The organism is Stenotrophomonas sp. GL_101, assembly GCF_057835675.1.
In genome coordinates, this window is sequence record NZ_CM174432.1 from 955,523 (window position 1) to 981,896 (window position 26,374).

The 26,374-nt window shown below is 65.7% G+C and carries 24 protein-coding genes, 11 tRNA genes and 1 other RNA gene; 29 read left to right on the forward strand and 7 right to left on the reverse strand.

From position 1 onward, the window contains the following. Positions 1–52: 52 nt before the first annotated feature. A complete protein-coding gene (locus tag AC3IR9_RS04325; protein ID WP_489294264.1) occupies positions 53–814 on the forward strand; it encodes a sulfite exporter TauE/SafE family protein in 762 nt (253 codons plus the stop codon). A gap of 48 nt (positions 815–862) precedes the next feature. Here the strand turns inward: AC3IR9_RS04325 and AC3IR9_RS04330 are convergent, their stop codons facing one another. Beyond that, positions 863–1,621: a Bax inhibitor-1/YccA family protein gene (locus tag AC3IR9_RS04330; protein ID WP_489294266.1), complete on the reverse strand. Its 759-nt coding sequence runs from the start codon at positions 1,619–1,621 to the stop codon at positions 863–865. Between the two features lie 173 nt (positions 1,622–1,794). Between AC3IR9_RS04330 and AC3IR9_RS04335 the strand changes: the two genes are divergently transcribed. The 19 genes from AC3IR9_RS04335 to AC3IR9_RS04425 all read left to right on the forward strand — a co-directional run bounded on the left by AC3IR9_RS04335 (position 1,795) and on the right by AC3IR9_RS04425 (position 16,254). Continuing rightward, a tRNA-Pro gene (locus AC3IR9_RS04335) sits at positions 1,795–1,871 on the forward strand. A gap of 42 nt (positions 1,872–1,913) precedes the next feature. Continuing rightward, positions 1,914–1,990 (forward strand) — tRNA-Arg (locus tag AC3IR9_RS04340). Positions 1,991–2,025: 35 nt separating this feature from the next. After that, a tRNA-His gene (locus AC3IR9_RS04345) sits at positions 2,026–2,102 on the forward strand. Between the two features lie 80 nt (positions 2,103–2,182). Beyond that, positions 2,183–2,258, forward strand: a tRNA-Lys gene (locus AC3IR9_RS04350). Between the two features lie 386 nt (positions 2,259–2,644). Beyond that, positions 2,645–2,720 (forward strand) — tRNA-Lys (locus tag AC3IR9_RS04355). Positions 2,721–2,817: 97 nt separating this feature from the next. Next, a protein-coding gene (locus AC3IR9_RS04360; RefSeq protein WP_489291031.1) for an IS3 family transposase occupies positions 2,818–4,052 on the forward strand; the annotation gives its coding sequence in 2 pieces (ribosomal slippage) (positions 2,818–3,169 and positions 3,169–4,052; 1,236 coding nt in all). A 549-nt stretch (positions 4,053–4,601) separates the two neighbouring features. Further along, positions 4,602–4,940 (forward strand): hypothetical protein, encoded by a 339-nt coding sequence (locus AC3IR9_RS04365; protein WP_489294267.1) that lies wholly within the window; start codon positions 4,602–4,604, stop codon positions 4,938–4,940. A 64-nt stretch (positions 4,941–5,004) separates the two neighbouring features. Beyond that, positions 5,005–6,351 carry a chloride channel protein gene (locus AC3IR9_RS04370; RefSeq protein WP_489294269.1) on the forward strand — a complete coding sequence of 449 codons (1,347 nt, stop codon included), beginning with the start codon at positions 5,005–5,007 and terminating at the stop codon, positions 6,349–6,351. Between the two features lie 90 nt (positions 6,352–6,441). Then, positions 6,442–6,526, forward strand: a tRNA-Leu gene (locus tag AC3IR9_RS04375). Between the two features lie 235 nt (positions 6,527–6,761). Continuing rightward, entirely contained in the window at positions 6,762–8,057 is a 1,296-nt protein-coding gene (gene tig, locus AC3IR9_RS04380) for a trigger factor (RefSeq protein WP_489294270.1), read from the forward strand. 67 nt (positions 8,058–8,124) lie between these two features. Further along, the gene (clpP, locus tag AC3IR9_RS04385) at positions 8,125–8,751 is read left to right on the forward strand and encodes an ATP-dependent Clp endopeptidase proteolytic subunit ClpP (RefSeq protein WP_489294271.1); all 627 of its coding nucleotides are present in this window, start codon (positions 8,125–8,127) and stop codon (positions 8,749–8,751) included. A gap of 125 nt (positions 8,752–8,876) precedes the next feature. Continuing rightward, positions 8,877–10,166, forward strand: a complete 1,290-nt coding sequence (gene clpX, locus AC3IR9_RS04390; RefSeq protein ID WP_489294272.1) for an ATP-dependent Clp protease ATP-binding subunit ClpX — start codon at positions 8,877–8,879, stop codon at positions 10,164–10,166. A 143-nt stretch (positions 10,167–10,309) separates the two neighbouring features. Continuing rightward, positions 10,310–12,775 carry an endopeptidase La gene (gene lon / locus AC3IR9_RS04395; RefSeq protein ID WP_489294273.1) on the forward strand — a complete coding sequence of 822 codons (2,466 nt, stop codon included), beginning with the start codon at positions 10,310–10,312 and terminating at the stop codon, positions 12,773–12,775. A 206-nt stretch (positions 12,776–12,981) separates the two neighbouring features. Next, entirely contained in the window at positions 12,982–13,254 is a 273-nt protein-coding gene (locus tag AC3IR9_RS04400; RefSeq protein ID WP_038690141.1) for an HU family DNA-binding protein, read from the forward strand. 11 nt (positions 13,255–13,265) lie between these two features. Then, a tRNA-Val gene (locus AC3IR9_RS04405) sits at positions 13,266–13,340 on the forward strand. Between the two features lie 27 nt (positions 13,341–13,367). Beyond that, positions 13,368–13,444, forward strand: a tRNA-Asp gene (locus AC3IR9_RS04410). 109 nt (positions 13,445–13,553) lie between these two features. Beyond that, positions 13,554–13,630, forward strand: a tRNA-Asp gene (locus AC3IR9_RS04415). Positions 13,631–13,720: 90 nt separating this feature from the next. Then, positions 13,721–13,797: transfer RNA gene (locus AC3IR9_RS04420), tRNA-Asp, on the forward strand. Between the two features lie 483 nt (positions 13,798–14,280). Beyond that, positions 14,281–16,254 carry a peptidyl-prolyl cis-trans isomerase gene (locus AC3IR9_RS04425; RefSeq protein ID WP_489294274.1) on the forward strand — a complete coding sequence of 658 codons (1,974 nt, stop codon included), beginning with the start codon at positions 14,281–14,283 and terminating at the stop codon, positions 16,252–16,254. Between the two features lie 167 nt (positions 16,255–16,421). Here AC3IR9_RS04425 and AC3IR9_RS04430 read toward each other — a convergent pair whose 3' ends face one another. Continuing rightward, a complete protein-coding gene (locus tag AC3IR9_RS04430; RefSeq protein WP_489294276.1) occupies positions 16,422–17,651 on the reverse strand; it encodes a lytic transglycosylase domain-containing protein in 1,230 nt (409 codons plus the stop codon). After that, entirely contained in the window at positions 17,648–18,415 is a 768-nt protein-coding gene (gloB, locus tag AC3IR9_RS04435; protein ID WP_489295703.1) for a hydroxyacylglutathione hydrolase, read from the reverse strand. Before gloB ends, AC3IR9_RS04430 begins: the two co-directional genes overlap by 4 nt. Positions 18,416–18,426: 11 nt before the next feature. Here gloB and AC3IR9_RS04440 point away from each other — a divergent pair, with 11 nt between their 5' ends. Genes AC3IR9_RS04440 through dnaQ form a run of 3 tightly spaced genes read left to right on the forward strand, consistent with a single transcriptional unit; the run spans position 18,427 to position 20,265 of the window. Beyond that, positions 18,427–19,071 carry a methyltransferase domain-containing protein gene (locus AC3IR9_RS04440; protein ID WP_489294278.1) on the forward strand — a complete coding sequence of 215 codons (645 nt, stop codon included), beginning with the start codon at positions 18,427–18,429 and terminating at the stop codon, positions 19,069–19,071. 11 nt (positions 19,072–19,082) lie between these two features. Continuing rightward, entirely contained in the window at positions 19,083–19,535 is a 453-nt protein-coding gene (rnhA, locus tag AC3IR9_RS04445) for a ribonuclease HI (RefSeq protein WP_489294279.1), read from the forward strand. A gap of 4 nt (positions 19,536–19,539) precedes the next feature. Next, positions 19,540–20,265 carry a DNA polymerase III subunit epsilon gene (gene dnaQ, locus AC3IR9_RS04450; RefSeq protein ID WP_489294280.1) on the forward strand — a complete coding sequence of 242 codons (726 nt, stop codon included), beginning with the start codon at positions 19,540–19,542 and terminating at the stop codon, positions 20,263–20,265. Positions 20,266–20,378: 113 nt separating this feature from the next. On the opposite strand, the gene AC3IR9_RS04455 is transcribed toward dnaQ, so the two are convergent. Continuing rightward, positions 20,379–21,083, reverse strand: coding sequence for a PP2C family protein-serine/threonine phosphatase (locus AC3IR9_RS04455; RefSeq protein ID WP_489294281.1), 705 nt, complete (start codon positions 21,081–21,083; stop codon positions 20,379–20,381). 166 nt (positions 21,084–21,249) lie between these two features. Between AC3IR9_RS04455 and AC3IR9_RS04460 the strand changes: the two genes are divergently transcribed. Together AC3IR9_RS04460 and AC3IR9_RS04465 are read left to right on the forward strand one after the other, a co-directional pair. Further along, positions 21,250–21,340, forward strand: a tRNA-Ser gene (locus tag AC3IR9_RS04460). Between the two features lie 265 nt (positions 21,341–21,605). Continuing rightward, positions 21,606–22,007 carry a DUF6165 family protein gene (locus AC3IR9_RS04465; RefSeq protein WP_489294282.1) on the forward strand — a complete coding sequence of 134 codons (402 nt, stop codon included), beginning with the start codon at positions 21,606–21,608 and terminating at the stop codon, positions 22,005–22,007. Between the two features lie 90 nt (positions 22,008–22,097). Here the strand turns inward: AC3IR9_RS04465 and AC3IR9_RS04470 are convergent, their stop codons facing one another. Further along, complete coding sequence (locus AC3IR9_RS04470; RefSeq protein ID WP_489294283.1) at positions 22,098–23,147, reverse strand: glycosyltransferase family 9 protein; 1,050 nt, start codon at positions 23,145–23,147, stop codon at positions 22,098–22,100. A gap of 21 nt (positions 23,148–23,168) precedes the next feature. Between AC3IR9_RS04470 and AC3IR9_RS04475 the strand changes: the two genes are divergently transcribed. Genes AC3IR9_RS04475 through AC3IR9_RS04485 form a run of 3 tightly spaced genes read left to right on the forward strand, consistent with a single transcriptional unit; the run spans position 23,169 to position 25,092 of the window. Beyond that, complete coding sequence (locus AC3IR9_RS04475) at positions 23,169–23,918, forward strand: 3-deoxy-D-manno-octulosonic acid kinase (RefSeq protein ID WP_489294285.1); 750 nt, start codon at positions 23,169–23,171, stop codon at positions 23,916–23,918. Further along, positions 23,918–24,685 carry an MBL fold metallo-hydrolase gene (locus AC3IR9_RS04480; RefSeq protein WP_489294286.1) on the forward strand — a complete coding sequence of 256 codons (768 nt, stop codon included), beginning with the start codon at positions 23,918–23,920 and terminating at the stop codon, positions 24,683–24,685. Before AC3IR9_RS04475 ends, AC3IR9_RS04480 begins: the two co-directional genes overlap by 1 nt. A 2-nt stretch (positions 24,686–24,687) precedes the next feature. Continuing rightward, positions 24,688–25,092 carry a nuclear transport factor 2 family protein gene (locus AC3IR9_RS04485; protein WP_489294288.1) on the forward strand — a complete coding sequence of 135 codons (405 nt, stop codon included), beginning with the start codon at positions 24,688–24,690 and terminating at the stop codon, positions 25,090–25,092. A gap of 103 nt (positions 25,093–25,195) precedes the next feature. On the opposite strand, the gene ffs is transcribed toward AC3IR9_RS04485, so the two are convergent. Together ffs and AC3IR9_RS04495 are read right to left on the reverse strand one after the other, a co-directional pair. Then, an RNA gene (gene ffs, locus AC3IR9_RS04490) (signal recognition particle sRNA small type) lies at positions 25,196–25,292 on the reverse strand. A 133-nt stretch (positions 25,293–25,425) separates the two neighbouring features. Further along, positions 25,426–25,818, reverse strand: coding sequence for a hypothetical protein (locus AC3IR9_RS04495; protein WP_489294289.1), 393 nt, complete (start codon positions 25,816–25,818; stop codon positions 25,426–25,428). Positions 25,819–26,026: 208 nt separating this feature from the next. Here AC3IR9_RS04495 and AC3IR9_RS04500 point away from each other — a divergent pair, with 208 nt between their 5' ends. Beyond that, the gene (locus AC3IR9_RS04500) at positions 26,027–26,344 is read left to right on the forward strand and encodes a DMT family transporter (RefSeq protein WP_489294290.1); all 318 of its coding nucleotides are present in this window, start codon (positions 26,027–26,029) and stop codon (positions 26,342–26,344) included. The last annotated feature ends 30 nt before the right edge of the window (positions 26,345–26,374 follow it).

Genomic DNA, 26,374 nt, shown 5'->3' on the forward strand with positions numbered 1-26,374 from the left:
GCCAGGCCGGCGAAGCCGACGGCTTCCCGCCACGCTGCAACGAGGATGGGCAATGGATTCGGTGTATCTGATGGTCGCGCTCGGCGCGATCGTGGCGGGATTCGTGCAGGGCCTGTCGGGCTTTGCATTCGGCATGGTGGCCATGTCGTTCTGGGCCTGGACGCTGGATCCGCGCCTGGCCGCCACGCTGGCGGTGTTCGGCGCGCTGGTCGGCCAGCTGCTGGCGGTGTTCACCGTGCGGCGTGGTTTCAACCTGCGATTGCTGCTGCCATTCGTGCTGGGCGGGTTGGCCGGCATTCCGCTGGGCGTGGCGGTGCTGCCGCACCTGGACATGGCGTGGTTCAAGGCGCTGCTGGGCGCGTTCCTGGCGCTGTGGTGCCCGCTGATGCTGATGGCACGCACATTGCCGCCGATCACCGTCGGCGGTCGCCTGGGCGATGCGGTGGCCGGCATGGCCGGGGGCGTGCTCAGTGGCATCGGCGGATTCGCCGGACCGGTGCCCACCCTGTGGAGCACGCTGCGCGGTTTCGGCAAGGACGAGCAGCGCGCGGTCATCCAGAACTTCAACCTGTCCATGCTGCTGGTGACCATGGGGGTGTATCTGGGCACCGGTGTGGTCACCGTGCGGATGCTGCCGTACTTCGCCATTGTTGCGCCGGCCATGCTGGTGCCCACGCTGCTGGGCGCCCGCCTGTACATCGGCATCAGCGAAGCGCGCTTCCGGCAGATCGTCCTGGGCCTGCTGACCGCGTCGGGGATCGCACTGCTGGCGTCGGCGTTGCCGACCCTGCTGGCCCGCCACGTCGGCCAATGAAAAAAGGGCGCCGATCGGCGCCCTTCGCAGTCCCAGTAGCGGGTGGGTTCAGCGCTGCTGGATCTTGGACAGCAGGCGCAGGAACTCGATGTACAGCCACACCAGCGTGACCATCAGGCCAAACGCGCCGTACCACTCCATGTACTTGGGCGCGCGCGCGGCGGCGCCGGTTTCGATGAAGTCGAAATCCAGCACCAGGTTCAGCGCGGCCACGACCACCACGAACAGGCTGAAGGCGATGCCCATCCAGCTGGCTTCATGGATGACCGGCACGTTGATGTTGAAGAAGCTCAGCGCGAACGACGCCAGGTAGAGCACTGCGATGCCGCCGGTTGCGGCGACCACGCCCAGCTTGAAGTTCTCGGTGACCTTGATCAGGCCGCTGCGGTAGGCGACCAGCATCACAAACAGGGTGCCGAAGGTCAGCATCACCGCCTGCATCACGATGCCCGGGAACTTGGCGTTGAACACCGCCGAGATCGCGCCCAGGAACAGGCCTTCGACCAGCGCGTACATCGGCGCGGTGACCGGCGACCATTCCTTCTTGAAGATCGTCACCAGTGCCAGTACCAGGCCGCCGATCCCGCCGCCGATGGCGTACAGCGACGCGCTGGAGGTGGGCAGGCCGAATGCATCGATCGACTGACTCCACGCGAATGCCGCCGTCAGCACGGTCAGCAACAGCAGGACGCCGGTCTTGTTGACGGTGCCGTTGATGGTCATCGCCTGGTCGGGTGAGGTCACCACCGAACCGCTGGCGAGATCGAGGAACGTCGACTCGGAAAGTGCGGGATTGCCGCTGCGCATTGCCAATCTCCTTGAAAGGGTGGGGTTCCAGCCATCTGGCCGCAGTGTCGAGAATAGCGGATTCGACCCGGCGCCATCGGGACATGCACGACAATGTGAAATAAGCGTTGACAGATGCCGCGCTGATTCCCACAATAGCCGACTCTTTCGGGGGAAACCTCGGGGGCAACCACCGGGGTATAGCGCAGTCTGGTAGCGCGCCTGCTTTGGGAGCAGGATGTCGGGGGTTCGAATCCCTCTACCCCGACCAAACCTGCTCAAAACAGGATTGGAATGCGATAATCCAGCCAGGGCGCCCGTAGCTCAACTGGATAGAGCACCGGCCTTCTAAGCCGGCGGTTACAGGTTCGATTCCTGTCGGGCGCACCATCCGGTGCATGCGTCAGGAAGCAAAGGTTTCAGTGGTGGCTGTAGCTCAGTTGGTTAGAGTTCCGGATTGTGATTCCGGAGGTCGGGGGTTCGAGTCCCCTCAGCCACCCCACTGATAAAAACTGGTTCGCCGAAAGTGAATCAGGGTTGCAAAAAAGGGCAGTCACGTTACAATGTGCGCCTGAGTTTTCAGGGCTGTTAGCTCAGTTGGTAGAGCAGTTGACTCTTAATCAATAGGTCCAAGGTTCGAATCCTTGACAGCCCACCAAGACAGAAGCCGCCTGGTTCGCCAGGCGGCTTTTTTCTTGCCTGCAGTTCCTCGGCGATCGCATCTGGCGGGCCGGCGGGGCAGCCCCCTTGAGTCAAGGGGGCGCGGCGAAGCCGCGGGGATGTGGGTGCTGATGAAAAGGGGCCCGCGTTTTGCGCAGCAAATCGTGGGGCTGCAGCGCGAATGCGCAGCAGCGTCCCCAAGGTTCGAATCCTTGACAGCCCACCAAGACAGAAGCCGCCTGGTTCGCCAGGCAGCTTTTTCTTGCCTGCCGTTCTCTGGCCTACAAATGCGGCGATCGTCCGCAGGTAACGGTTTTCCTCCCGTTCAAGCAAAACGCTTGCATCCACCTGCGCCGCCGCGTCATAATTCGTCCCCCGATTTTCGGGCTGTTAGCTCAGTTGGTAGAGCAGTTGACTCTTAATCAATAGGTCCAAGGTTCGAATCCTTGACAGCCCACCAAGACAGAAGCCGCCTGGTCCGCCAGGCGGCTTTTTTCTTGCCTGTGACCCGTCCTGAATTGAGTTGACACCTTTTCCCACAGGAAGAGGAATGTTCAATGAATTCAACAATCAGGCGCAGCCAGCGGGATTACTCGCTGGCCTTCAAGTTGTCGGTGGTGGACCAGGTCGAGCGTGGGGAGCTGACCTACAAGCAGGCCCAGGAGCGCTACGGAATCCAAGGACGGAGCACCGTGCTGTCGTGGCTTCGGCGACATGGTCGGCAAGACTGGTCAGGTGGGGCATCATCTGCCCCCATGACCACAGCTCCCAAGTCCGGAACGGCCAAGCCGCTGACACCGGAACAACAGATCAAAGTCCTGCAGGTTCAGCTGCGGGAGGCGACCGAGAAGGCGCAGCTTTTCGAGGCCATCGTGGATGTGCTCAAGGAAGACTACGGGGTGCGCATCGTAAAAAAGCCTTCCGGCAAGTCCTCACGCAAAGGCGCCTCCAAGGCGTAAGCGTGGCAAGGGCTTGCCGGCATTTTGGTATCAGTCGCCAAGCGTACTATCAGGCAGGCCATCGTCAGCAGCGGCAATTGGCCGACGGTGCTCGGGCGCTCGCGCTGGTAGGTGGCTATCGAGCGCGCCAGCCGCGCATCGGCACGCGCAAGCTGCATCATCTGATTGGACCGACGCTTCAAGCATCGGGAGTGGCAATGGGGCGCGACCGTCTGTTTGGCGTCCTTCGTGATGCCCGGCTGCTGGTCCCCATGCGGCGGGCGTACCACAAGACGACCGACAGCCATCACCGCTTCCGGCGGCACCCCAATCTTCTCAAGCCCGGCGAAGGGCGCGTGGTACCGACCGGCAGTGAGCAGGTCTGGGTAGCCGACATTACCTACCTGCCCACGCAGGGGAAATTTGTATACCTGAGCCTGATTACCGATGTGTGGTCGCGCAGGATCGTGGGCTGGAGCGTGCACGACACCCTGCAGACCGAACAGGTCGCCCAAGCACTGCAGATGGCGCTGAAGGAACGAAAAACGCGGCAGCAGCTGATCCATCACTCCGACCGGGGCATCCAGTACTGCTCGGACTACTACCAGAAGATCCACGCCAGGCATGGGGTGACCTGCTCGATGACCGATGGCTACGACTGCTACCAGAATGCGCTGGCCGAACGGGTAAATGGGATATTGAAGGGCGAGTTCCTGCTGCACCGGCCCCGGGACCTGCTGCAGGCACGCCAGATGGTCGCCGAGTCGGTGGGGATCTATAACGCCGAGCGGCCGCACCTGTCGCTTAAAATGCAAACGCCCGATGCGGTGCATCGGGCGTCTCTGGCCGCCTGACGGCGGCCAGATCATCCGCCACAGGTGTCAACCTATGGCAGGACGGGTCACTGCAGTTCCTCGACGATCGCATCCGGCGGGCCGACCTGCGGTCAGCGTCACCACCAACGGTGGTGACCTACCTCCGCAGGGCATCGGTGCCCGCGTGTCGGGAACCCTGGCGACTCATGGCAAACAAGGAAGAGCGCTCTTCGCGTTCCGCAAGCCGCGCCGCTTGGCGGCCGGCAGGTCCTTGGCAAAATAAAGGAGGAGGCCGTCGCCGCAGGCGTCGGCCGGGGGACATTTGCACAAGGGCCTGCCGGCCGCCAAGCGGCGCGGACGCTCGCGACATGGCCAAGCGAAGCCCCGCAAGCTGCTGTCGCCCTGTGGGTGAACCAACCTCTCATATGGAAGCAGGACGTTTTTTCTTGCCTGCAGTTCCCCTACGATCGCATCAGGCCATATCCGCCATTGAAGGTTGCGATCTTGTGGCACGGCGCACGCACTGCACGGGCGCGCTACGTTCAACTGACCCTTCTGCGCGACACGCGCTTACTGGAACTGTCCCGGATGAAAATCACCCTTGCCTCGGCGTCTGTCCTTGTTGCTTTCGTTGCGCTGGTGGCGGCCTGCACCGGTCCGCAATCGTCTGAAGAACAGCCCGCAGCACCTGCCTCGGCGCAACTGCATGCCGAGGACCCGGCGCACGCGCACGATGCCTCGGTGGTGTCCAGCGGCGAAGCGGCCGATCCGCATGCCACCACCATGACCCGCGCCGCCGATGCCGATGCTCTGCCTGCCAGTGTGGTGGAGGCGGACAGTGGCGCCAATCCGCACGCGCAGACCGTCAACCGCGACGGCATCGACCCGGCCGACGCGCAGCCGGCCCAGCCCCTCCCGCAGCCCTGATTCCGCCACGGCTGCCGCCAGCGCCTGCACATCGCCTGCCGCGCGCGGGTGAAACAATGGCCGCATGGAAACCCGCTCTGCTGAACCCATCGCGCGCCGGCTGGGATCGCGCCAGCAATGGCTCGAACGCCTTGTCCTGTGGGGCGGGGCGGTCGCGGTCGCGCTGGCTGCCATTGTGTTCGCAAAGGCCAGTGACCTGGCCTTTGCGCTGTTCCGTCGGGTTTACGATGCCTCGCCCTGGTGGCCGCTGCTGCTGACACCGGCGGTGTTCGCGTTGCTGGCATGGCTGACCCAGGGCGTGCTCAAGCCCACGCGTGGCAGCGGCATCCCGCAGGTCATCGCGGCACTGGACCGGCCGGAGGGTGATTTCCGTCAGCGCAACCTGTCGCTGCCGGTATCGGTGGGCAAGCTGGGGTTGACCGTACTGGCGCTGGCCGGCGGCGCGTCGGTGGGTCGCGAAGGCCCGACCGTGCACGTCGGCGCCAGCCTGATGTACGTCATTGGCCGCGCGCTCGGTTTCCGCGACCCGCGCCATGCCAGCCACTTCCTGCTGGCCGGCGGCGCGGCCGGTATCGCCGCTGCCTTCAACACGCCGCTGGCCGGTGTGGTGTTCGCCATCGAAGAGCTGTCGGGCCGGTTTGAACACCGCTTCTCGGGCGCTTTGCTCACCGCGGTCATCGTCGGTGGCGTGGTCTCGTTGGGCCTGCTCGGCAACTACACCTACTTCGGTCGGGTCGAGGTGGGGCTGCCGCTGGGCATGGGCTGGCTGGCGGTGCTGCTGTGCGGGGTGGTCGGCGGGCTGGCCGGTGGGGTGTTCAGCCGTATGGTGCTGGCCGCCGTGGACGGTCGGCCGCGCTGGCTGGGGCGTGCGCGGGCCTCGCGCCCGGTGCTGTTCGCGGCCGCCTGCGGGCTGCTGCTGGCGCTGTTGGGGCTGGTGTTCGGTGCCGGCGCATTCGGTACCGGCTATGAGCAGGCGCGCGCGCTGGTCCAGGGCCATGGGATGGTCGGGCACGAGTTCGGCGTGATGAAGCTGGCCGCCAACCTGGCGTCCTACGTGGCCGGCATTCCGGGCGGGTTGTTCTCGCCGGCGCTGGCGGTGGGGGCGGGGATCGGCCACAACCTGGCCGTGCTGCTGCCCGGGGTCGACCCCTCGGCGGTGGTGTTGCTGGGCATGTGCGCCTATCTCACCGGGGTCACCCAGGCGCCGCTGACCTCGGCGGTGATCTCCCTTGAACTGACCGACAGCAGCGCCATGCTGCTGCCGATTCTGGCGGCCGTGCTGCTGGCCCGGGCCCTGTCCGGCCTGGTCTGCCGCCAGCCGCTGTACCGCGCGCTGGCCGAACGGCTGCTGGCCGCCCTGCCGGCGGCGGTGCCCGGTTCGACCGCCCCTGGGCCCGCCCGGGAGGGGTAGGCGCGTTGCTGCGCCCTGTTCAGCCAGCGTCATCAGTGCTGTTGCTTTGGCCCGTGCCCTGCAACAATGTACGGCTGGGCGGTAACGCTCGCGAAAGTGGCGGAATTGGTAGACGCCCTGGATTTAGGTTCCAGTGCCGCAAGGCGTGGGGGTTCGAGTCCCCCCTTTCGCACCAGTGATTTCCGGCCGGTGGCCGGCACCATGACCATGGGCACGTCCCGGATCCCGGGAGACGGCGGCATGCTGGGCAGGTTGGCGCCCGACGCTTCCGGCCCTGCGCTGGCGGCGCTGGCCGTTATCGGCGAAACTACAGGGCTGCGGCGGGCATGCGCGTCCACGACCCCGCGTCCATCACCCGTTTCATCCATCACATCGTGCCGGGGGCGTTGCCGCCGGTGGCAGGAGTCAACATGCAAGCTTCGATCGAATCCACTGGCAATCTGGAACGCCGCCTGACCTTCTCGCTGCCGGAAGACCGCCTGCAGACCCACATCAGTGGCCGTCTGGGCGAAATCGCCCGCACCGCGCGGATCAAGGGCTTCCGCCCGGGCAAGATCCCGGCCAAAGTGATCGAACAGCGTTTCGGCCCGCAGGTCCGCAGCGAGGCCGTCGACGGCCTGCTGCGTGAGACCTTCGATGCCGCCATCCGCGAGCATGAGCTGCGCATCGCCGGTACCCCGCGCATCGACAAGAGCGAGGAAGGCGAGTTCTCCTTCGTGGCGACCGTCGAGCTGATCCCGGACTTCGGCGACGTCGACGTGACCCAGCTGACCGTGGTGCGCAACACCGCTGAAATCAGCGACGCCGACATCGACCAGATGATCACCAACCTGCGCGAACAGCGTCGCAGCTGGAGCCCGGTTGCCCGCGGCGCGAAGGAAGGCGACCTGGTCGCGCTGGAAACCTTCTCGCAGATCGGCGACGAGCGTCTGCCGGCCGAAGGCAGCGAAAAGGGCAGCGTCATCGTCGGCCAGGGCATGATGTTCGAGCAGATCGAACAGGGCCTGATCGGCCTGGCCAAGGGTGAAGAAAAGACCCTGGACGTGGAATTCCCGGCCGAATGGCGCGTGCCCGCGCTGGCCGGCAAGCAGGCCAAGGTCACCGTCAAGGCGGTGGACGTGTCCGAGCCGGTGCTGCCGGACGTGGACGCGGAGTTCATCAAGAGCTTCGGCGTGAAGGGCGGCGATGAGGAGCAGTTCCGCAAGGACATCCGCGCCAACCTGGAGCGTGAACTGAAGGGCGCGCTGATGAACCGCCTGCGCCGTGAAGTGGGCGAACAGCTGATTGCGGCCTATGCCTCGGTCGAAATGCCGCCGCGCCTGGTCGAGAACGAAGCCCGTGCGATGCTGGGCCAGCAGGTCGAGCAGATCCGCCGCAGCGGCCGCAACCCCGGTGACGTCCCGGCCGACGCCCATGAAGGCTTCAAGGACGCCGCCGCCAAGCGCGTGCTGGTCGGCCTGCTGGTCGGCGAAGTGGCCCGCAAGAACGACCTGCGCCTGGACCCCAAGCGTCTGAACGAAACCATGCGCCTGATCGCGTCGACCTATGAAGAGCCGGAGCAGGTCATTGAGATGTACCGCAACGACCCCCAGCTGATGAGTGGGCTGCAGAACCGGGTGATGGAAGAGCAGGTGATCGACTGGATCGCCGAGCGCGCCCAGCACACCGAGCAGCCGTTGTCGTTCCAGGACGCCATCCGCCAGTAAGCGGCCGGTGTTTCCCACCCCGCGCCCCGGCGCGGGGGTGTTTCCCCCAACAATAGGTGCCTCAGTAATGGACAACCGAACCACAGCCCTGAACATGGTTCCCATGGTGGTTGAGCAGACCAGCCGTGGCGAGCGCGCCTATGACATCTATTCGCGCCTGTTGAAGGAGCGCCTGATCTTCCTCGTGGGCCCGATCGACGATCACATGGCCAACGTGGTGGTGGCGCAGCTGCTGTTCCTGGAAGCGGACAATCCGGAAAAAGACATCAGCATCTACATCAACTCGCCCGGTGGCGTGGTCACCGCCGGCATGGCGATCTACGACACCATGCAGTACATCAAGCCGGACGTGAGCACCATCTGCGTCGGCCAGGCCGCCTCGATGGGCGCCCTGCTGCTGGCCTCCGGCGCGGCGGGCAAGCGTTATGCGCTGCCCAATTCGCGGGTGATGATCCACCAGCCGCTGGGTGGCTTCCAGGGCCAGGCCTCGGACATCGACATCCATGCCCGCGAAATCCTGACCCTGCGTTCGCGCCTGAACGAAGTGCTGGCCAAGCACACCGGGCAGTCGCTGGAGACCATCGCGCGCGATACCGAGCGCGACAACTTCAAGAGCGCCGCCGATGCGGTGGCCTACGGCCTGGTGGACAGCGTGCTGGAACGGCGTCCGGAAGAGTCGATTACCGCGGCGTGATGATGCAGCCAGGCCGACAAACGGCCTGTTTCCGCGGGGTCGGGCTGGACTGGTGTCCTCCCGACCCTGTGTTATTCTCGAATCGAACCCCCGTTCAGCGGGTGGGGTAACTGGGTAAGCGAAGCATGAGCGAAGACCGCCAAGGTCGTTCCACGGACACCGGCAAGATCCTCTACTGCTCTTTCTGCGGAAAGAGCCAGCATGAGGTGCGCAAGCTGATTGCGGGCCCGAGCGTGTTCATCTGCGATGAGTGCGTGGAGCTGTGCAACGACATCATCCGTGAAGAACTCGAGGAAAAGGCGCAGTCGGCGCGTAGTTCGCTGCCCAAGCCGAAAGAGATCCTCGAAGTCCTGGACCAGTACGTGATCGGGCAGAACCGCGCCAAGCGGACCTTGGCCGTGGCCGTGTACAACCACTACAAGCGCATCGAGAGCCGCCAGAAGAACGACGAAGTCGAACTGGCGAAGTCGAACATCCTGCTGGTCGGTCCGACCGGTTCGGGCAAGACGCTGCTGGCCGAAACCCTGGCCCGCCTGCTCAACGTGCCGTTCACCATGGCCGACGCCACCACGCTGACCGAGGCCGGTTACGTGGGCGAGGACGTGGAGAACATCATCCAGAAGCTGCTGCAGAAGTGCGATTACAACGTCGAGAAGGCACAGCAGGGCATCGTCTACATCGATGAAATCGACAAGATCTCGCGCAAAAGCGAGAACCCGTCGATTACCCGCGATGTGTCCGGCGAAGGCGTCCAGCAGGCCCTGCTGAAGCTGATCGAAGGCACCGTGGCCAGCGTGCCGCCGCAGGGCGGGCGCAAGCATCCGCAGCAGGAATTCCTGCAGGTGGACACCAAGAACATCCTGTTCATCTGCGGCGGTGCGTTTGCCGGGCTGGACAAGGTGATCCAGGCGCGTTCCAACGACGCGGGCGGCATCGGCTTCGGCGCCAAGGTGAAGAGTTCCGAGCGCAAGCAGGAAATCGGCAAGGTGCTGGCCGAAGTCGAGCCGGAAGACCTGATCAAGTTCGGCCTGATTCCCGAGTTCGTCGGCCGCCTGCCGGTCGTGGCGACGCTGGAAGAACTGGACGAGGCGGCCCTGGTCAGGATCCTGACCGAGCCCAAGAATGCCATCACCAAGCAGTTCAAGAAGCTGTTCGAGATGGAGCACGTGGAGCTGGAGTTCCGCCCGGACGCGTTGTCGGCCATTGCCCGCAAGGCGCTCAAGCGCAAGACCGGTGCCCGTGGCCTGCGCACCATCGTCGAATCGGTGCTGCTGGACACCATGTACGACCTGCCGTCGGCGGAGAACGTCAGCAAGGTGGTGGTGGATGAATCGGTGATCGAGCACAAGTCCGAGCCGTACCTGATTTACCAGACCCCGCCGGCCCCTGAACAGAAGGCCGCAGGTGCTGAATAATCGGTTCAAGCAATTGAATTGATAGAAGTTTTTCGGAACAGCTTGCATCTAGAAGCCGATGGCCCCATAACGAGGCCATCGGCTTTTTTTGTATCCGGGCGAGGCCGCCCGGAGGCCATCCCCACTGTTCCACTGGAGCCCACATGGCCCGTTCCCCAACTGAGACTCTCGACCTGCCGGTCCTGCCGCTGCGTGACGTGGTGGTGTTCCCGCACATGGTCATTCCGCTGTTCGTCGGCCGCGACAAGTCCATGCACGCGCTGGAGCAGGCGATGGCGGCGGACAAGCGCATCCTGTTGCTGGCGCAGAAGTCGGCCGAGACCGATGACCCGACCGCCGCCGACCTCTACCAGGTCGGCACGCTGGCCACCGTGCTGCAGCTGCTGAAGCTGCCCGACGGCACCATCAAGGTGCTGGTCGAAGGCCTGTCGCGGGTCAACGTGACCCAGGTCACCGAGCGCGATGGCGCGCTGCACGGCATCGCCACGGAAATCGAATCGGACGAGTCGCGCGAGCCACGCGAGATCGAGGCGATCGCCCGTTCGTTGATGTCCCTGTTCGAGCAGTACGTCAAGACCAACCGCAAGCTGCCGCCGGAGCTGCTGCAGACCCTGGCCGGCATCGATGAGCCGGCGCGCCTGGCCGACACCATCGCCGCGCACATCAGCGTGCGCCTGGCCGACAAGCAGCGCCTGCTGGAAACCCTGCAGATCGGCGACCGCCTGGAAATGCTGGTCGGCCTGGTCGATGGCGAGATCGACGTGCAGCAGATGGAAAAGCGCATCCGCGGTCGCGTGAAGTCGCAGATGGAAAAGAGCCAACGCGAGTACTACCTCAACGAACAGATGAAGGCCATCCAGAAGGAACTGGGCGACCTGGACGACGCGCCGGGCGAGCTGGAAGAGCTTGCCCGCAAGATCGCCGAGGCGGGCATGCCCAAGCCGGTGGAGACCAAGGCCAAGTCCGAGCTCAACAAGCTCAAGCAGATGTCGCCGATGTCGGCCGAAGCGGCCGTGGTGCGCAACTACCTGGACTGGCTGCTGGGCGTGCCGTGGAAGAAGCGCACCAAGGTGCGCAAGGACCTCAAGGCCGCGCAGGACACGCTGGATGCCGATCACTTCGGCCTGGACAAGGTCAAGGACCGCATCCTGGAATATCTCGCGGTGCAGACCCGCGTGAAGCAGATGAAGGGCCCGATCCTGTGCCTGGTCGGCCCGCCTGGCGTGGGCAAGACCTCGCTGGGTCAGTCGATCGCCAAGGCGACCAACCGCAAGTTCGTACGCATGAGCCTGGGCGGGGTGCGCGACGAGGCCGAGATCCGCGGGCACCGTCGTACCTACGTCGGCTCGATGCCGGGCCGCATCGTGCAGAACCTCAACAAGGTGGGCAGCAAGAACGCGCTGTTCGTGCTCGATGAGATCGACAAGATGTCGATGGACTTCCGCGGCGACCCGTCCTCGGCGCTGCTGGAAGTGCTCGACCCCGAGCAGAACAACGCCTTCAACGATCACTACCTGGAAGTGGACCTGGACCTGTCCGAAGTGATGTTCGTGGCGACCTCCAACTCGCTCAACATCCCCGGCCCGCTGCTGGACCGCATGGAAGTGATCCGCATCCCCGGCTACACCGAGGATGAGAAGCTCAACATCGCCATGCGTTACCTGGTGCCCAAGCAGATCAAGGCCAATGGCCTGAAGCCGGAGGAGCTGGAGATCGTCGGCGAGGCCATCCAGGACATCGTGCGCTACTACACACGCGAGTCCGGGGTGCGCAACCTGGAGCGCGAAATCGCCAAGATCTGCCGCAAGGTGGTCAAGGAAATCGCGCTGGCCGGCCCGGTCGCGCTGCCCAAGCCGAGCAAGCCCGGCAAGAAGGCTGCCGCGAAGAAGAAGGCGCTGGTCCTGGTCAGCGGCAAGAACCTGGACAAGTACCTGGGGGTGCGCCGGGTCGACTTCGGCCGTGCCGAAGAGCAGAACGAGATCGGCCTGGTCACCGGCCTGGCCTGGACCGAAGTGGGCGGCGACCTGCTGCAGATCGAATCCACCCTGGTGCCGGGCAAGGGCCAGTTGATCCTGACCGGCCAGCTGGGCAACGTGATGAAGGAATCGGCGTCGGCGGCGTTGTCGGTGGTGCGTTCGCGCGCGGTCGGCTTTGGCATCGACAGCGAGTTCCTGCAGAAGCACGACGTGCATGTGCACGTGCCCGATGGTTCCACTCCCAAGGACGGCCCCAGCGCCGGCATCGCGATGGTGACCTCGCTGGTGTCCACGCTGACCAAGGTGCCGATCCGCGCCGAAGTGGCGATGACTGGCGAGATCACCCTGCGCGGGCGCGTGACCGCCATCGGTGGGCTCAAGGAGAAGCTGCTGGCCGCGTTGCGTGGCGGTATCACCACGGTGATCATCCCGGAGGAGAACCGAAAGGACCTTGCCGACATTCCTGCCAACGTCACCCGCGATCTGAAAATCATTCCGGTGAAGTGGATCGAAGAGGTGCTCGACCTGGCCCTGGAGACGCCGCTGACGCCCAAGAAGGCCAAGAAGGATGGGGCGCGCGTCACAGTGCGCGGCAAGAGCAAGACAGCTTCCAACGCGCGCGTCAAGCATTGACGCGTGCTGTCGAAATGCCTGAAACCCGCGTCGTTATTGGCTTTTCAGCTTGCGCGGGTAGGGGTGCACTGGTATAAAAGCAGCACTCGCGAGTCAGCACGCTACTGACGTCGGCGAATCGAGAACTTCACTGGTATCCGGCTGCCATCTGGGTCGGATGCTTCACTGTCGAACATGCGGAATCCCCGCCAAAGGAGCTGTACAGAATGAACAAGACCGAATTGATCGACGCCGTTGCCGAGGCCGCCGACCTGACCAAGGCCGAGTCCAACCGCGCCGTCGATGCCGTCATCGCTTCCATCACCAAGGCCCTGAAGGGCGGTGACGCAGTGACGCTGGTGGGCTTCGGTACGTTCCAGGTTCGCGCGCGTGCTGCCCGCACCGGCCGCAACCCGAAGACCGGCGACACCATCAAGATTGCTGCATCGAACAATCCGTCGTTCAAGGCTGGCAAAGCCCTGAAGGATGCCGTAAACTAAGCGGCTTGCTGGGGTGCTTAGCTCAGCGGTAGAGCGTCTCCCTTACACGGAGAGGGTCGGGGGTTCGAAACCCTCAGCACCCACCACAGCACCGCAGTAGCCGTTTGAAATGTGGAGCGGTAGTTCAGCTGGTTAGAATGCTGGCCTGTCACGCCGGAGGTCGCGGGTTCGAGTCCCGTCCGCTCCGCCAGTTTCATCGAGGCCCCTGAGCAATCGGGGGCCTTGTTTTCTCCAGCGATGCAGATCGCGGGGAAGACGAAAGTAGAGCCGACCGTTGGTCGGCTGAAAAAGTTAAGTGCGGAGCGGTAGTTCAGCTGGTTAGAATGCTGGCCTGTCACGCCGGAGGTCGCGGGTTCGAGTCCCGTCCGCTCCGCCAGTTTCAACAAAATCCCTGAAAAAGCAGTCTTTCGGGGTAGGTTTTCTGAATATCTTCGGATAGAATGAGCGCCTGCAAAGTTTCAAGCGCGGAGCGGTAGTTCAGCTGGTTAGAATGCTGGCCTGTCACGCCGGAGGTCGCGGGTTCGAGTCCCGTCCGCTCCGCCAATCTTTGAAGAGCCCCTGGTGCAAACCAGGGGCTTTTTTTTGGTTTTTCTCCCAACTACGGGAGAAGCACGCAGCACCTTTTGCCTTCCTGCATCCGGCCGGGCAGGGTGGGTGCGATCGGCAGAAGGTGGCGGCAGGTGGGTCGAGACCAGCGTCACCACCAACGGTGGTGACCTACCTCCACAACGGCATCGGTACCCGCGGGCCGCCCACGGCAATCGCCGGAGTGTGCCTGTGCATTCCACAAGCGAGCCCCTTGGCGGCCGGCAGGCCCTTGGCAAAATAAAGGAGGAGGCCGTCGCCGCAGGCGTCGGCCGGGGGACATTTGCACAAGGGCCTGCCGGCCGCCAAGGGGCCCACACGCTCGCGCCATGCCCGAACGAAGATCAGCATCCGCGGATTGCCCACCAGCCGGGCCCGTTTGGGACCCGCCCCAGAAGCGGGTTACACTGCGCGGCTCGCCACTCAGGCCATGATTTTCCCATGCTGCAGAAACTTCGCGACAAGACCTCGGGCTGGATCGTTACCGTGATCCTCGGCCTGCTGATGATTCCATTCCTGTTCGTGATCGACTCCAGCTACCTTGGTGGCGTGGGTGCGCAGAACGTAGCCAAGGTGGCAGCGCCGCCGACGTGGTGGCGCTCGGCGCCGTCGTGGTGGCCGATGTCGTTCCTGTGGCAGCACCATGAGATCAGCTCGCAGGATTTCCGTGTCCGCTTCGAACAGGCGCGCCAGCAGGCCCGCCAGGAGAAGGGAGACGATTTCGACCCGCGTGAGTTCGAAAGCACCGAGAACAAGCTGGCCGTGCTCGACCAGATGGTCGATGAACAGGTCGTGCGCCTGGCCGGCGAACAGTCCGGCATCGTCATCGGCGACAACGCGGTGCGCGAATACATCGCCGGCATCCAGGCCTTCATAGGCGCCGACGGCAAGTTCAGCGAAACCCAGTACCGGCTGGCCCTGGCCGGTGGCAATCCGCCGCGCACGCCCAGCCAGTTCGAAGCGCTGGTCCGCGAGAGCATCCAGCAGTCGGTGATTCCGTCGGCGCTGCAGAGCTCGGGCTTTGCCACCCAGGCGGAAACCGAGCGCCTGCTCAAGCTGCTCGGTGAAACCCGTGACGTGGAACTGGCGGCGCTGCCCGCACTGCCGGCCGACACCGCCGCGGTGACCGATGCGCAGATCAAGCAGTGGTATGACAGCCACGCCAAGGATTTCCGCCAGCCGGAAACCGTCTCGCTGGAGTACGTGGAAATCAACGGCGCCACCCTGCCGGCGGCCACCGCTGCCGACGAGGCCGCCCTGCGCAAGCGCTATGCCGATGAGAAGGCGCGCTTTGCCGCACCGGAACAGCGCCTGGCCTCGCACATCCTGATCGCCGCCGACGGCAGCGATCCGGCCAAGCTCAAGGCGGCCGAGGAAAAAGCGGCGCGCATCACCGCCGAAGCCAAGGCGCCGGGCGCTGATTTTGCCGCCCTGGCCAAGGCCAACTCCGAAGATCCCGGTTCCAAGGCACAGGGCGGTGACCTGGGCTGGGTCGAGCGTGGGTCGATGGTGAAGCCGTTCGAGGACGCGCTGTTCAACCTGCAGGCCGGCGAAGTGACCGGACCGGTCAAGACCGATTTCGGTTACCACGTGCTGCTGCTGCGCGAGAAAAAGGGCGGTGAAAGCCGTTCGTTCGAGGAAGTGCGCGACCAGCTGGCTGCCGAGCAGCTCAAGGCCGACAACGATCGTGCCTTCACCGACCTCAGCGGCCGCCTGGTCGACCAGGTCTACAAGAACCCGACCTCGCTGGAAGGCCCGGCCAAGGACATGGGCCTGCCGTTGCAGACGCTGGGCCCGTTCACCCGTGCCACCGCCAGCGGCATCGCAGCCACGCCGGCCGTGCTGCGTGCGGCGTTCTCCGACGTGCTCACCCAGGACGGCACGGTCAGCGACCCGATCGAAATCGCGCCGAACCACAACGTGATGATCCGCGTCACCGAGCACAGCCCGGAACAGGCATTGCCGTTGGACAAGGCCCGCGAGCAGGTGATCGCCGCGGTTCATGCCGACCGTACCCGCCAGGCCTCGGAGAAGGCCGCTGATGCGCTGCTGGCCAAGCTCAAGGGCGGGCAGAGCCTGCAGGCGCTGGCGGCCAGCGAGAAGCTCCAGGTCACCCCCCTGCCGGGCCTGCCGCGCACCCAGCCTGTGCCCACTCCGGAAATCAACCGCGCCGTGTTCAGTGCGCCGTTGCCGGCCGAGGGCAAGCCGAGCTACGGCAAGGTCGTGGTGCAGGGCCAGTACCTGGTGTACGCGGTGACCAAGGTCACCCCGGCCAACCTGGCCGAGATCCAGCCGGAGCAGAAGAAGGCCTTCACCGACCAGCTCGACCAGATCGACGGCATGGCCGCGGCGAAGGCCTACATCGAAGCGATGCGCAAGCACTACAAGGTACAGACCGAAGAAGCGAACCTGTAACCGGTTCGCCGAGCGGTCCGCGCGTTGCGTGGATCGGTCAGGAGATCATCCACAAGGCCCGGCACTGCCGGGCCTTGTGCGTTCCAGGGGGCTGCCATGCCCCGGAAACAACGATGCCCGGCATTGCCGGGCATCAGGGTGTTGCAGGGACCGGGCCCGGCCCGCTATCAGTCTTCCACCCGGAGCACGGCACCGGGCTTGATCACGCTGCTGCCGGTGAGTCCGTTGAGCGACAGCAGGGCCTTGAGCGGCATGCCATAGCGGCGGGCGATGGTCCAGGCCGATTCGCCGTCGCGCACGGTGTGACGGCGGCTGCGCGGCCGGTCGGCGTTGCTGGCCACGGTACGGGCCATGCCCGGCTTGGGCGTGCTGGCCGTGCCGGTGCTGGTGTCGGGCTTGCTGGCAGCGGTATCGACCGCGGCAACGGTGGCCATCACCGCGGCACTGGCATCCACCGGCGCATGACTGGCCGGCGCCAGCACGGTCACCTGGCCGCTGGGGCGGCCCTTGCCGCTGGCCAGGGCCGGATTGAGGCGGGCGATACGCGCCGGGTCGAGCGAGCGCTGCACGGCCCACTGCTGCACGCTGGTGCCGGCGGGCAGGGGGTGGCCCTTCAGGACCGGCACGGTGCGGTCCAGCGAGGCCATCACGGCCGGCTTGGTTTCGGCGTTCTCCAGCACGCAGGCCAGCGCATGCAGCTTCTCGACATAGGCGTAGGTGATCGGCGACAACCCCGGCAGCTCGGCCGGGCGCGCGTTCTGCGCGTTCATGCCGGCCTTCCGCAGCGACTGCAGCACGCGGTACTCGCCGGCGTTGTAGGCCATGGTGGCCAGGCGCCAGTCGCCCCCGAACATGCCATGCAGGGTCTTGAGGTAACGCACCGCCGCCTGGGTGGAATCGGCGGCCGACAGGCGGCCGTCATAGCCGGCGGTCATCTGCACGCGGTGGTTTTTGGCGGTGGAGGCGATGAACTGCCACAGCCCGGCGGGGCCGTTGCCATTGCGGGCATTGGGGCGGTAGCCGCTTTCCACGAACGGGATCAGCGCAAATTCGGTCGGCAGGTTGGACTTGCGCAGTTCTTCGACCACATAGCCGAACAACACCAGCGCATCGTCATCCTGGTTGGCCAGCCGCGAGGGGGCATGGGCGAACTGCTTCTGCCAGCGCGGGCTGGTGGCCTCGGCGTTGCAGGTGGGTTCGGCCAGGCCATCACGGAAGCTGGCGAAGATTTCCTGCCCGTTGCGCACCGACACCGGCGGCAGTGCGGCGGGGTCGAGCGGCAGCTGGGAGAGCCCGGCCACGTTCTGCGACATTCCCGCACTCAACGACTGGGCGCTCGCGCCACCGGCCAGGGCAAGACCCAGGCCGAGCGCGAGCGGCAACAATCGCCGGGTCATGTAGCGAATCCGTCTTTCCAGCCGCGCAGACCTGCGACGACATCGACTTCATCGGTGACCGGGCGACCCAGGTGGGCACTGACGGCCTGCTGGATCGAGGAATGACGGGTACGCAGGAACGGATTGCAGAGCAGCTCGCTGGCCAGTGGTACCGGCAGCGTGGGGCGTTCATCGCGGCGCATGGCCAGGGCCTCCTCATGGCGCTGCGCAAGCGCAGCGTTGGTGGGGTCGACATGCCGCGCGAAGACGGCATTTGACACGGTGTATTCGTGCCCGCAGCACAACAGCAGGTGCGGCGGCAGGGACGCCAGCTTGTGCAGGGATGCCAGAAGCTGGGACGGCGTACCTTCGAACATGCGGCCACAGCCCAGGCTGAACAGTGCGTCGCCGCTGAAAAGATGTTCAGCGGTGTGAAACGCAACATGCGAACGGGTGTGACCGGGCACGGATACTACGTGGAACCTTTGGCCCGATGCCTGAACGGGTTCACCTTCGGCCACCCGATGGGTGGCGGTGGCAATGCGCGGATCGTCCGGTGCATGCACCGTCAGGCCCGGGTAGTGGGCCTTCAGCTCGGCCACGCCGCCAATGTGGTCGTCATGGTGATGGGTGAGCAGAATCGCACCGGGAGTCCATCCCTGCTGCGCTGCCGCAGCCAGAACCGGTGCCGCCTGGCCGGGGTCGACCACGACCGCCTGGCCGTCATCGGCGACCAGCGCCCAGATGTAGTTGTCCGCCAATGCGGGTAGGGCAGTGAGTCGCATAGAATTGGACCATGCCCGCCACGCCGAGCCCCCGTCAAGCGTCAGTCGCATCCTGGTTTGATACTGAACCGGCACATGTGTTGTGCCAGTTGGAGCAGCAACATTTGATGCCGTTGCTGAATGCGTATCCGATCACGCCCTGGTTGTGGCTGGCCCCGACCCCGGCCTGGGCGGCCATCGTCGACCTGCCCGGGCGCGGCCTGCGCCTGCACCGGGAGGGCGCAGGCTACGCCGGTGATACCCGCTGCGCGCTGCCCTTGCCGCTGCCCAACGAGAGCGTCAACGCGATCGTGCTGCAGCATGTCACCGCGCGCGACGCCGAGCAGCTCATCGCCGAGTGCGCGCGGGTGCTGATGCCCGGGGGCCGCTTGTGGTTGTCCACGCTCAATCCGTTCAGCCCGTACCGCCGCCAGTGGCGCCAGCATGGGCTGGTGGTCCGTTCGCCGCAGCGCCTGCGGCATACGCTGGAGCAGGCCGGCCTGGCCTGCGGCGAAATCTGCTACCTGGGCCCGATGTGGCGTGACCGCGCCCCGGGCCAACGCAGTCTCGCGCCGCTGCGCGCGGCCTGCCTGTTCACCGCCGAGAAACGCACCCTGGCCCTGCCAGGACCTACGCCACTGCCGGTCCGTCGTTGGCACGGCACCGTGGCGACCTGATCTGGAATGCAATGAAGACCATAGAAATACACACCGACGGTTCCTGCCTTGGCAATCCCGGCCCCGGCGGCTGGGCCGCGCTGCTGCGCTTCAACGCGCATGAGCGCGAACTGAGCGGTGGCGAAGCCCATACCACCAACAACCGCATGGAGCTGATGGCCGCCATTTCGGGGTTGGAGGCGCTGACTGAGCCGTGCCAGATCGTGCTCTATACCGATTCGCAGTACGTGCGCCAGGGCCTGACCGAATGGATGCCCGGCTGGGTCCGCAAGAACTGGAAGACCGCCGGCGGTTCGCCGGTGAAGAATCGTGAACTGTGGGAGCGCCTGCACGCGGCCACGCTGCGCCACCAGATCGACTGGCGCTGGGTGAAGGGCCACTCCGGTGATCCGGACAACGAGCGGGTGGACCAGCTGGCGCGCGACGCGGCGATCCGGATCCGTGCCGCCGGCCCGGTACACTGAGCCCATGCGTCAGATCATTCTCGATACCGAAACCACCGGCCTGGAGTGGCGAAAGGGCAACCGCATCGTCGAAATCGGCTGTGTGGAAATGCTTGAGCGCCGCCCGAGCGGCAACAACTACCACCAGTACCTCAAGCCGGACTGTGAGTTCGAACAGGGCGCGCAGGAAGTCACCGGGCTGACCCTGGAGTTCCTGGCCGACAAGCCGGTCTTCGCGCAGATTGCCGAGGAGTTCCTGGCCTTCATCGACGGCGCCGAACTGATCATCCACAACGCCGCGTTCGATATCGGCTTCCTGGACAACGAGCTGTCGCTGCTGGGCGACCACTACGGAAAGATCACCGACCGCTGCACCGTGGTCGATACACTGAAGATGGCGCGCGAGCGCTTCCCCGGCCAACGCAATTCGCTGGACGCGCTGTGCCGGCGGCTGGGCGTGGACAACGCGCACCGCCAGCTGCACGGCGGCCTGCTGGATGCGCAGATCCTGGGGGATGTGTACATCGCGCTGACCTCGGGCCAGGAAGAGATCGGCTTCGGTTCGCCCGAGGCAGGCAAGGGGGGCGCTGCACGGGCCCAGGCGTTCGACAGCTCACGGCTGTTGCCGCGCCCGCGCGTGGTGGCCACCGCCTCCGAGCGGGAGGCGCATGAGGCGCGCCTGGCCCAGCTGCGCAAGAAGGCCGGGCAGGCCATCTGGGATGGACCGAAGGTTGATGAGGCGGTGGCGTAACGGCATCACGACCCACGGTCGTGATCTACCAGACGCATCCCCCGCCGGGGCCACACCGGCGGTCGCCCGCGCAACACGCGGTAGGTCACGACCGTGGGTCGTGACGCCCTCCATCAATGGCAACGCACCAGGATCACGGTGATGTTGTCCGAGCCGCCGCCATCCAGTGCGGCGGCGACCAGGGTATCCACGCATTCCTGCGCGCTGGCGTCGTCGAAGGCCAGGGTGCGGGCGATGCCGTTGTCTTCCACTTCCTCGGTGAGCCCGTCGCTGCACAGCAGCAGCTGCATGCCCGGGCGCAGCTCGCCGGTGGTGGTGGCCACGTTCAGGTGCGCAGGGTCGGTTACCCCCAGCGCCTGGGTAACCACGTTGCGGTGCGGGTGGGCCCGCGCCTGCTCGGCGGTCAGGTTGCCCTGCGCGACCAGTTCCTGGACCACGCTGTGGTCCTGGCTGAGCTGGGCCAACGTGCCGTCGCGCCACAGGTAGGCGCGGCTGTCGCCGACCCACGCCACCTCGTAGCGGTTGCCCTGGACCCGCGCGGCCACCACGGTGGTGCCCATCGGCAGGCTGTCGTTGCGCCGCCGCGAGGTACGGATGATCTCTTCGTCGGCAATCCGGATCGCGGTGGCCAGGGTGGCGCCGCGGCGGATCTCGCGCACGATGGTTTCGCGGGCCAGGGCACTGGCAACCTCGCCGCAGGCGTGCCCGCCCATGCCGTCGGCCACCAGCCACAACGCCAGTTCGCCATCGCCGTAGTAGGTGTCCTCGTTGAGGTCACGGCGCAGGCCAGGGTGGGTGAGGTGTCCGAATTCGATCATGGAGGGCGGCAGCCAGGGAACGTTGCGGGGAATAACGGCATGATCGCGGGCCGCCGGACATCCGGCAAGGCATCCATACAGAAGAAATTCACTTGAATGCAGGCAATGACTTGTCGTCAGCGCGTCCTGACCGTATCATTCGCTCCCCGGTTCGCCGGGACCATCTGGAGAGGTGGCAGAGCGGTTGAATGTACCTGACTCGAAATCAGGCAGGCGTTTATAGCGCCTCGGGGGTTCGAATCCCCCCCTCTCCGCCAGATTCAAAACAAAAGGGCTGCCCTACGGGCAGCCCTTTTGTTTTGAATCTGGCGCGGGATGCGACGGCGCGTAGCGCCGTCGCCCCAAACGATGCGCAGCATCGTTTGGGCCCGTTCCCGTTGCCGGCCTCTCCCCGCCCCTGTCGGGGCAGCCCCTCAACAGAGGGGCTTGCTTCTCCCGTTGCGGCATAACCATCGTTGGAGGCAAGCATCGGTTCCACGCGTCGTCGGCTAAACTGCCCACCTAACGTAACGGATGCTCCCCATGACCGCTGAAATCCTCGTGCCCGTGTCCTTCGGCGAACTGCTGGACAAGATTTCGATCCTGCAGATCAAGTCCGAGCGCATCGACGATGCCGCCAAGCTGGCCAACATCCACGCCGAGCTGAGCGCGCTGGAAAAGACCTGGATGGCGCACCCGGCCGGGGTCAGGGACATCGCGCGCCTGCGCGGCGAGCTCAAGGCGGTCAACGAGCGCCTGTGGGACATCGAAGACAACATCCGCCTGCAGGACAAGGCCCAGGCCTTCGACGACCGCTTCGTCGAACTGGCCCGCAGCGTGTACCTGCAGAACGACGAGCGCGCCCGCATCAAGAAGGACATCAACCTGGCGCTGGGCTCGGGCTACGTGGAAGAAAAATCGTACAAGGACTACACCGCGCGCTGAGCCACGCGCTGCCGTCGTGCCGGGCTCTGCCCGGCAACCCCGCCGTGCAGGACGCGGCGACGCCCCCCGGCCGCTGCCGGGATGGCGTACTCACCCGGGGCGGTGATCGGCCACGTAACGCTCGAAGGCGGCGATGCCGTCCTCGACGGTGATCAGTTGCATCACATCGTCGAATTCGATCTTGGTCCCCCATTTCAGCGCGGCAGCGGGCTTGCCGATGAATTTCCGCGCGGCGTCGTCGTAGCGGTCCACGCAGTAGCGCCGGTCCGAGTACGGCCCGCTGCGGTGCGGGTTGCTGCCCGCATGCAGGCCCAGCACCTTGGCCCCCATGGCGTTGGCGATGTGCATCGGGCCGGAGTCGGGGGTCATCACCAGTGCTGCGCGGGCCAGCAGCGCCGGCAGCTGTTTCAGCGTGTCCTTGCCGACCAGATCAAGCGCCGGCACCTGCAACTGGGCCAGGATGGCGTCGGCCATGTCGCGCTCCAGTTCGCTGCGTCCGCCGCACAGCACTACCTGCCAACCGCGCGCGGTGGCATGGTTGGCGACCGCCGCGTAGCGGTCGGCATACCAGTTGCGACGCACATGGCTGGAGCAGGGCGAGATCATCAGCACCGGGCGACCGTCCTGCTGCCATTGCGCCTGCGCCCACTCCACCGCCGCCGGTGGCACCGCCAGGTCCCAGCTGACCTCGGTCTGCTTCATTCCCAGGGGCTCGCAGAAGCTGCCGATCGCGTCGAGCACGTGGATGCCCGGGCGGTCGGGGATGCGTTCGTTGATGAAAAGCCCGTGAAGGTCCTTCGAGCGGGCCTTGTCGTAGCCGATCCGGCGTTGGGCCGGCACGAAGGCCGACAGCACGTTGGCGCGGAAGGCTACCTGCATCTGCAGCAGCGCCTCGAAGCGGCCCGGCGGAAACGTCGCACGCAGCGCGCGCATCCCGGCCAGGCCGGTCTTCTTGTCGTAGGGATGGAACACCACGCCGGGCAGCCCATCGAGCAGCTTGTGCCCGGCCTTGTCGATGATCCAGTGCAGCGGCACGCCCGGCCGCGCCTGCTGCAGGGTGCGCACCAGCGGCACCACATGGGTGATATCGCCGAGTGCGGACAAACGCAAAAGACACAAGGAAGGGGACGTTGGTGCCATGGTGTTGTTAGACTCGAAGGAATGGTCGCATTCGACGCCAATGAAGCGCTGACGCCCTGCCGCGATGGACGCGGCCTGGGTGCCATTCTGTTCGACCGCGAACGGCTGCGGCAAGCCGAGATGGAACTGTTCTCGCCCGGCCACTGGGCCGAGCGGGCACGGCCGGTCGGCGAGGGTGGCCGGGGCGGGGCCTGGTTCGTGGACGCGCCGTTCGGCCAATGCGTGCTGCGCCAGTACCTGCGAGGCGGCATGGCGGCCAAGCTGAGCCGCGACCAGTACCTGTGGCGCGGGGCCAACAAGACGCGCAGTTTTGCCGAATTCCGCCTGATGCGCGCGCTGCGCGAGCTGAAGCTGCCGGTGCCCCGCCCGATCGCCGCGTTCTATCTGCGCGAGGGCCTGCGCTACCGCGCCGCCATCCTGATGGAACGGCTGGAAGGGGTGCGCTCGCTGGCCGATCGTGCGCTGGTGGCCGGGCGTGGGGCACCGTGGGAGGAAACCGGGCGACTGGTGGCGCGCTTCCATCGCGCCGGGCTGGACCACGCCGACCTCAACGCCCACAACATCCTGTTCGATGCCAACGGGCATGGCTGGTTGATCGACTTCGACCGTGGCGTGCAACGCATTCCCGCCACCGGCTGGCGCGAGCGCAACCTCAAGCGCCTGTTGCGCTCGCTGGTCAAGCTGCGCGGTGAGCGCAGCCATGAAGACGTGGAAAAAGACTATGCACGGCTGCGCCGTGCCTACGACCTGGCCTGGAACCGGGGTTACTGATGGATTGGGCACTGCGTTTCATGGGGGTCGGCAACGCGTCCGCCGTGGCGCTGGGGTCGCCGATGGCGGTGATCGAGCGTGACGGCCGGCCGTGGCTCACCATCGACTGCGGTGGCGAAGGCCTGACCGCCTTCCTGGCGCAGTACGGGCAGGTGCCGCAGGCACTGTTCGTCACCCATGTGCACCTGGACCACGTGGCCGGTTTCGAGCGGTTGTTCGTGGATGCGTATTTTTCGCCGCACCGGCGCGGGCGCATCCGCGTGTACGTGCCGGCCACGGTGGTGCCGCTGCTGCACAAGCGCGTGGCCGACTATCCCAACGTGCTGGCCGAGGGCGGCGCCAACTTCTGGGACGCCTTCCAGCTGATCGTGGTGGGCGATGCGTTCTGGCACGACGGGGTGCGCCTGGAAGTGTTCCCGGTGCGCCACCACTGGCCGGAAACCGCCTATGGCCTGCGCCTCAAGGGCGCGGTGACCTGGAGCGGCGATACCCGCCCGATTCCGGAAATGCTGGCCCGCTACGCCGATGACAACGAACTGATCGCCCACGACTGCGGCCTGCACGGCAACCCGTCGCATACCGGCGTGGACGACCTGGAACGTGAGTACAGCGGTGCGCTGCAGGCGCGGATGATGCTGTACCACTACGCCAGCGAGGCCGATGGGGACGCGCTTCGCCAGCGCGGGCATCGCGTGGCGGTGCCGGGCGAATGCGTGGCGCTGGCCGCGCCGACCGCCCTGCACGTGCTGACGCAGGATCCGCCCTGAGCATGGCGCAGGCGACGGACAGCACCGCGCTTGCCGCCCATCTGGAAGCGCTCGAGCGCGCCCTGCATGATCCGGTGGTGCGTGCCGATGCCGCGCGCCTGGACGCACTACTCGATCCGGAGTTCAGTGAAATCGGCAGCTCGGGCACCTGTTACGGGCGCGCTGCCGCGCTGGCTGAGATTCCCGCCGAGCGCGCCGTGGTGGAGATCATCTCCGACGACTACCGCGTTTCCCTGCTGGCCCCGACCCTGGCGCAGGTGCGCTATTGCAGCTGGTATGTGGTCGACGGTGTGCGCCAGCGCGCGGTGCTGCGCAGTTCGCTGTGGCGGCTGCACGATGCGGCGTGGCGTGTGCTGTTCCACCAGGGCACGCCCGGCGTAGAGCCGACCGTTGGTCGGCTGACGTAATCATCCGGGGAGCTGAGGGCAGCCGACCAACGGTCGGCTCTACGGATCAGCCGACCAACGATCGGCGCTACGCGCGCGATGGCAGGGGCCCAAAAAGGTGGTGGCCCCGCCGGCTGACCTCGGCGCCCGCGTCGATCGATACCGTTGCTGCCTTCCGGCCCTGGCGGGATTTTCGACCTAGCGTCGCGAGGGGCCGACGGGGCCACCATAGAGACGTTCCTGGCACCGGGTGATCGAAATCAGCGGGTGCTGGAGCTGCATTGCGGGGAGTGCCCGGCAGTGCAGTCGCGCATTCTAGCGCATGCGCCGCATGCAGTGCCAGCGACGGTCCACTCAGCCAGCGCGCTGCCAGAGCACGTCCAGATCGCCATCAACGAAACCCAGGCCGATGCCGTGCACCTGCCGGGTCAGGCGTGGCCCGAAGCGGGGCGTGTCCAGTGCCTGCAGCAGCATTGCGCGCACCGCCGCCAGGCAGTGGTCCCAGGTGTGGCCGGTGAGCACGTAGGGCAATTCGATCTGGCGGATCGCCGGTTCCCATACTTCATCGCAGGCCCAGTCCGGGTCCTGCGCATCGAAGCGGTCGGTGCCGACCAGTTCAATGCAGAACCCGGCGTCGTTGCCCGCGGCGCCTTCGCTGAGGTTGAACGACAGGCCCACCACCTCCCTGGGCAGGGGCGCCTGCAGGGCCTGCTCCAGCCAGGCCGCAAGGTGTGGGTCGATCTGCATGCGAAAGGCGTCCGAGGGGCGGGACAGGATGCCATGGCAGATGCCTGAACCGCTCGTCTACCCCGGCTGAATCCCACGCAAAGCGACGGGCCGCCCGGTGCCCCGGGCCGGATCGGGTTGCTAGAATGCGGCCACCTCTGGAGGAACGACCTCCCCCGCATCGGGAATCAACGACCAGGACGACCTGGCCCCTATCAAGGAGGGCCGTATGGCCTGGATCTATCTGTTGGCTGCCGGTGTGCTGGAAATCGTGTGGGCGTTTTCGATGAAGCAGTCCGAAGGCTTCAGCAAGCTCACTCCCTCGATCATCACCATCACCACCATGATCGCCAGTTTCTGGTTGCTGTCATTGGCGATGCGTACCCTGCCGCTGGGCACCGCGTACACCATCTGGACCGGCATCGGCGCGGTCGGCGCGTTCGTCATCGGCATCACCTTCCTGGGCGAACAGATCAGCACGATGCGGATTGCCGCGGCGGTGTTGATCGTGAGCGGGCTGGTGCTGATGAAGCTGTCGAGCACCTGATCGGTTGAGCCACGTTCTGCGTGGCCAGCA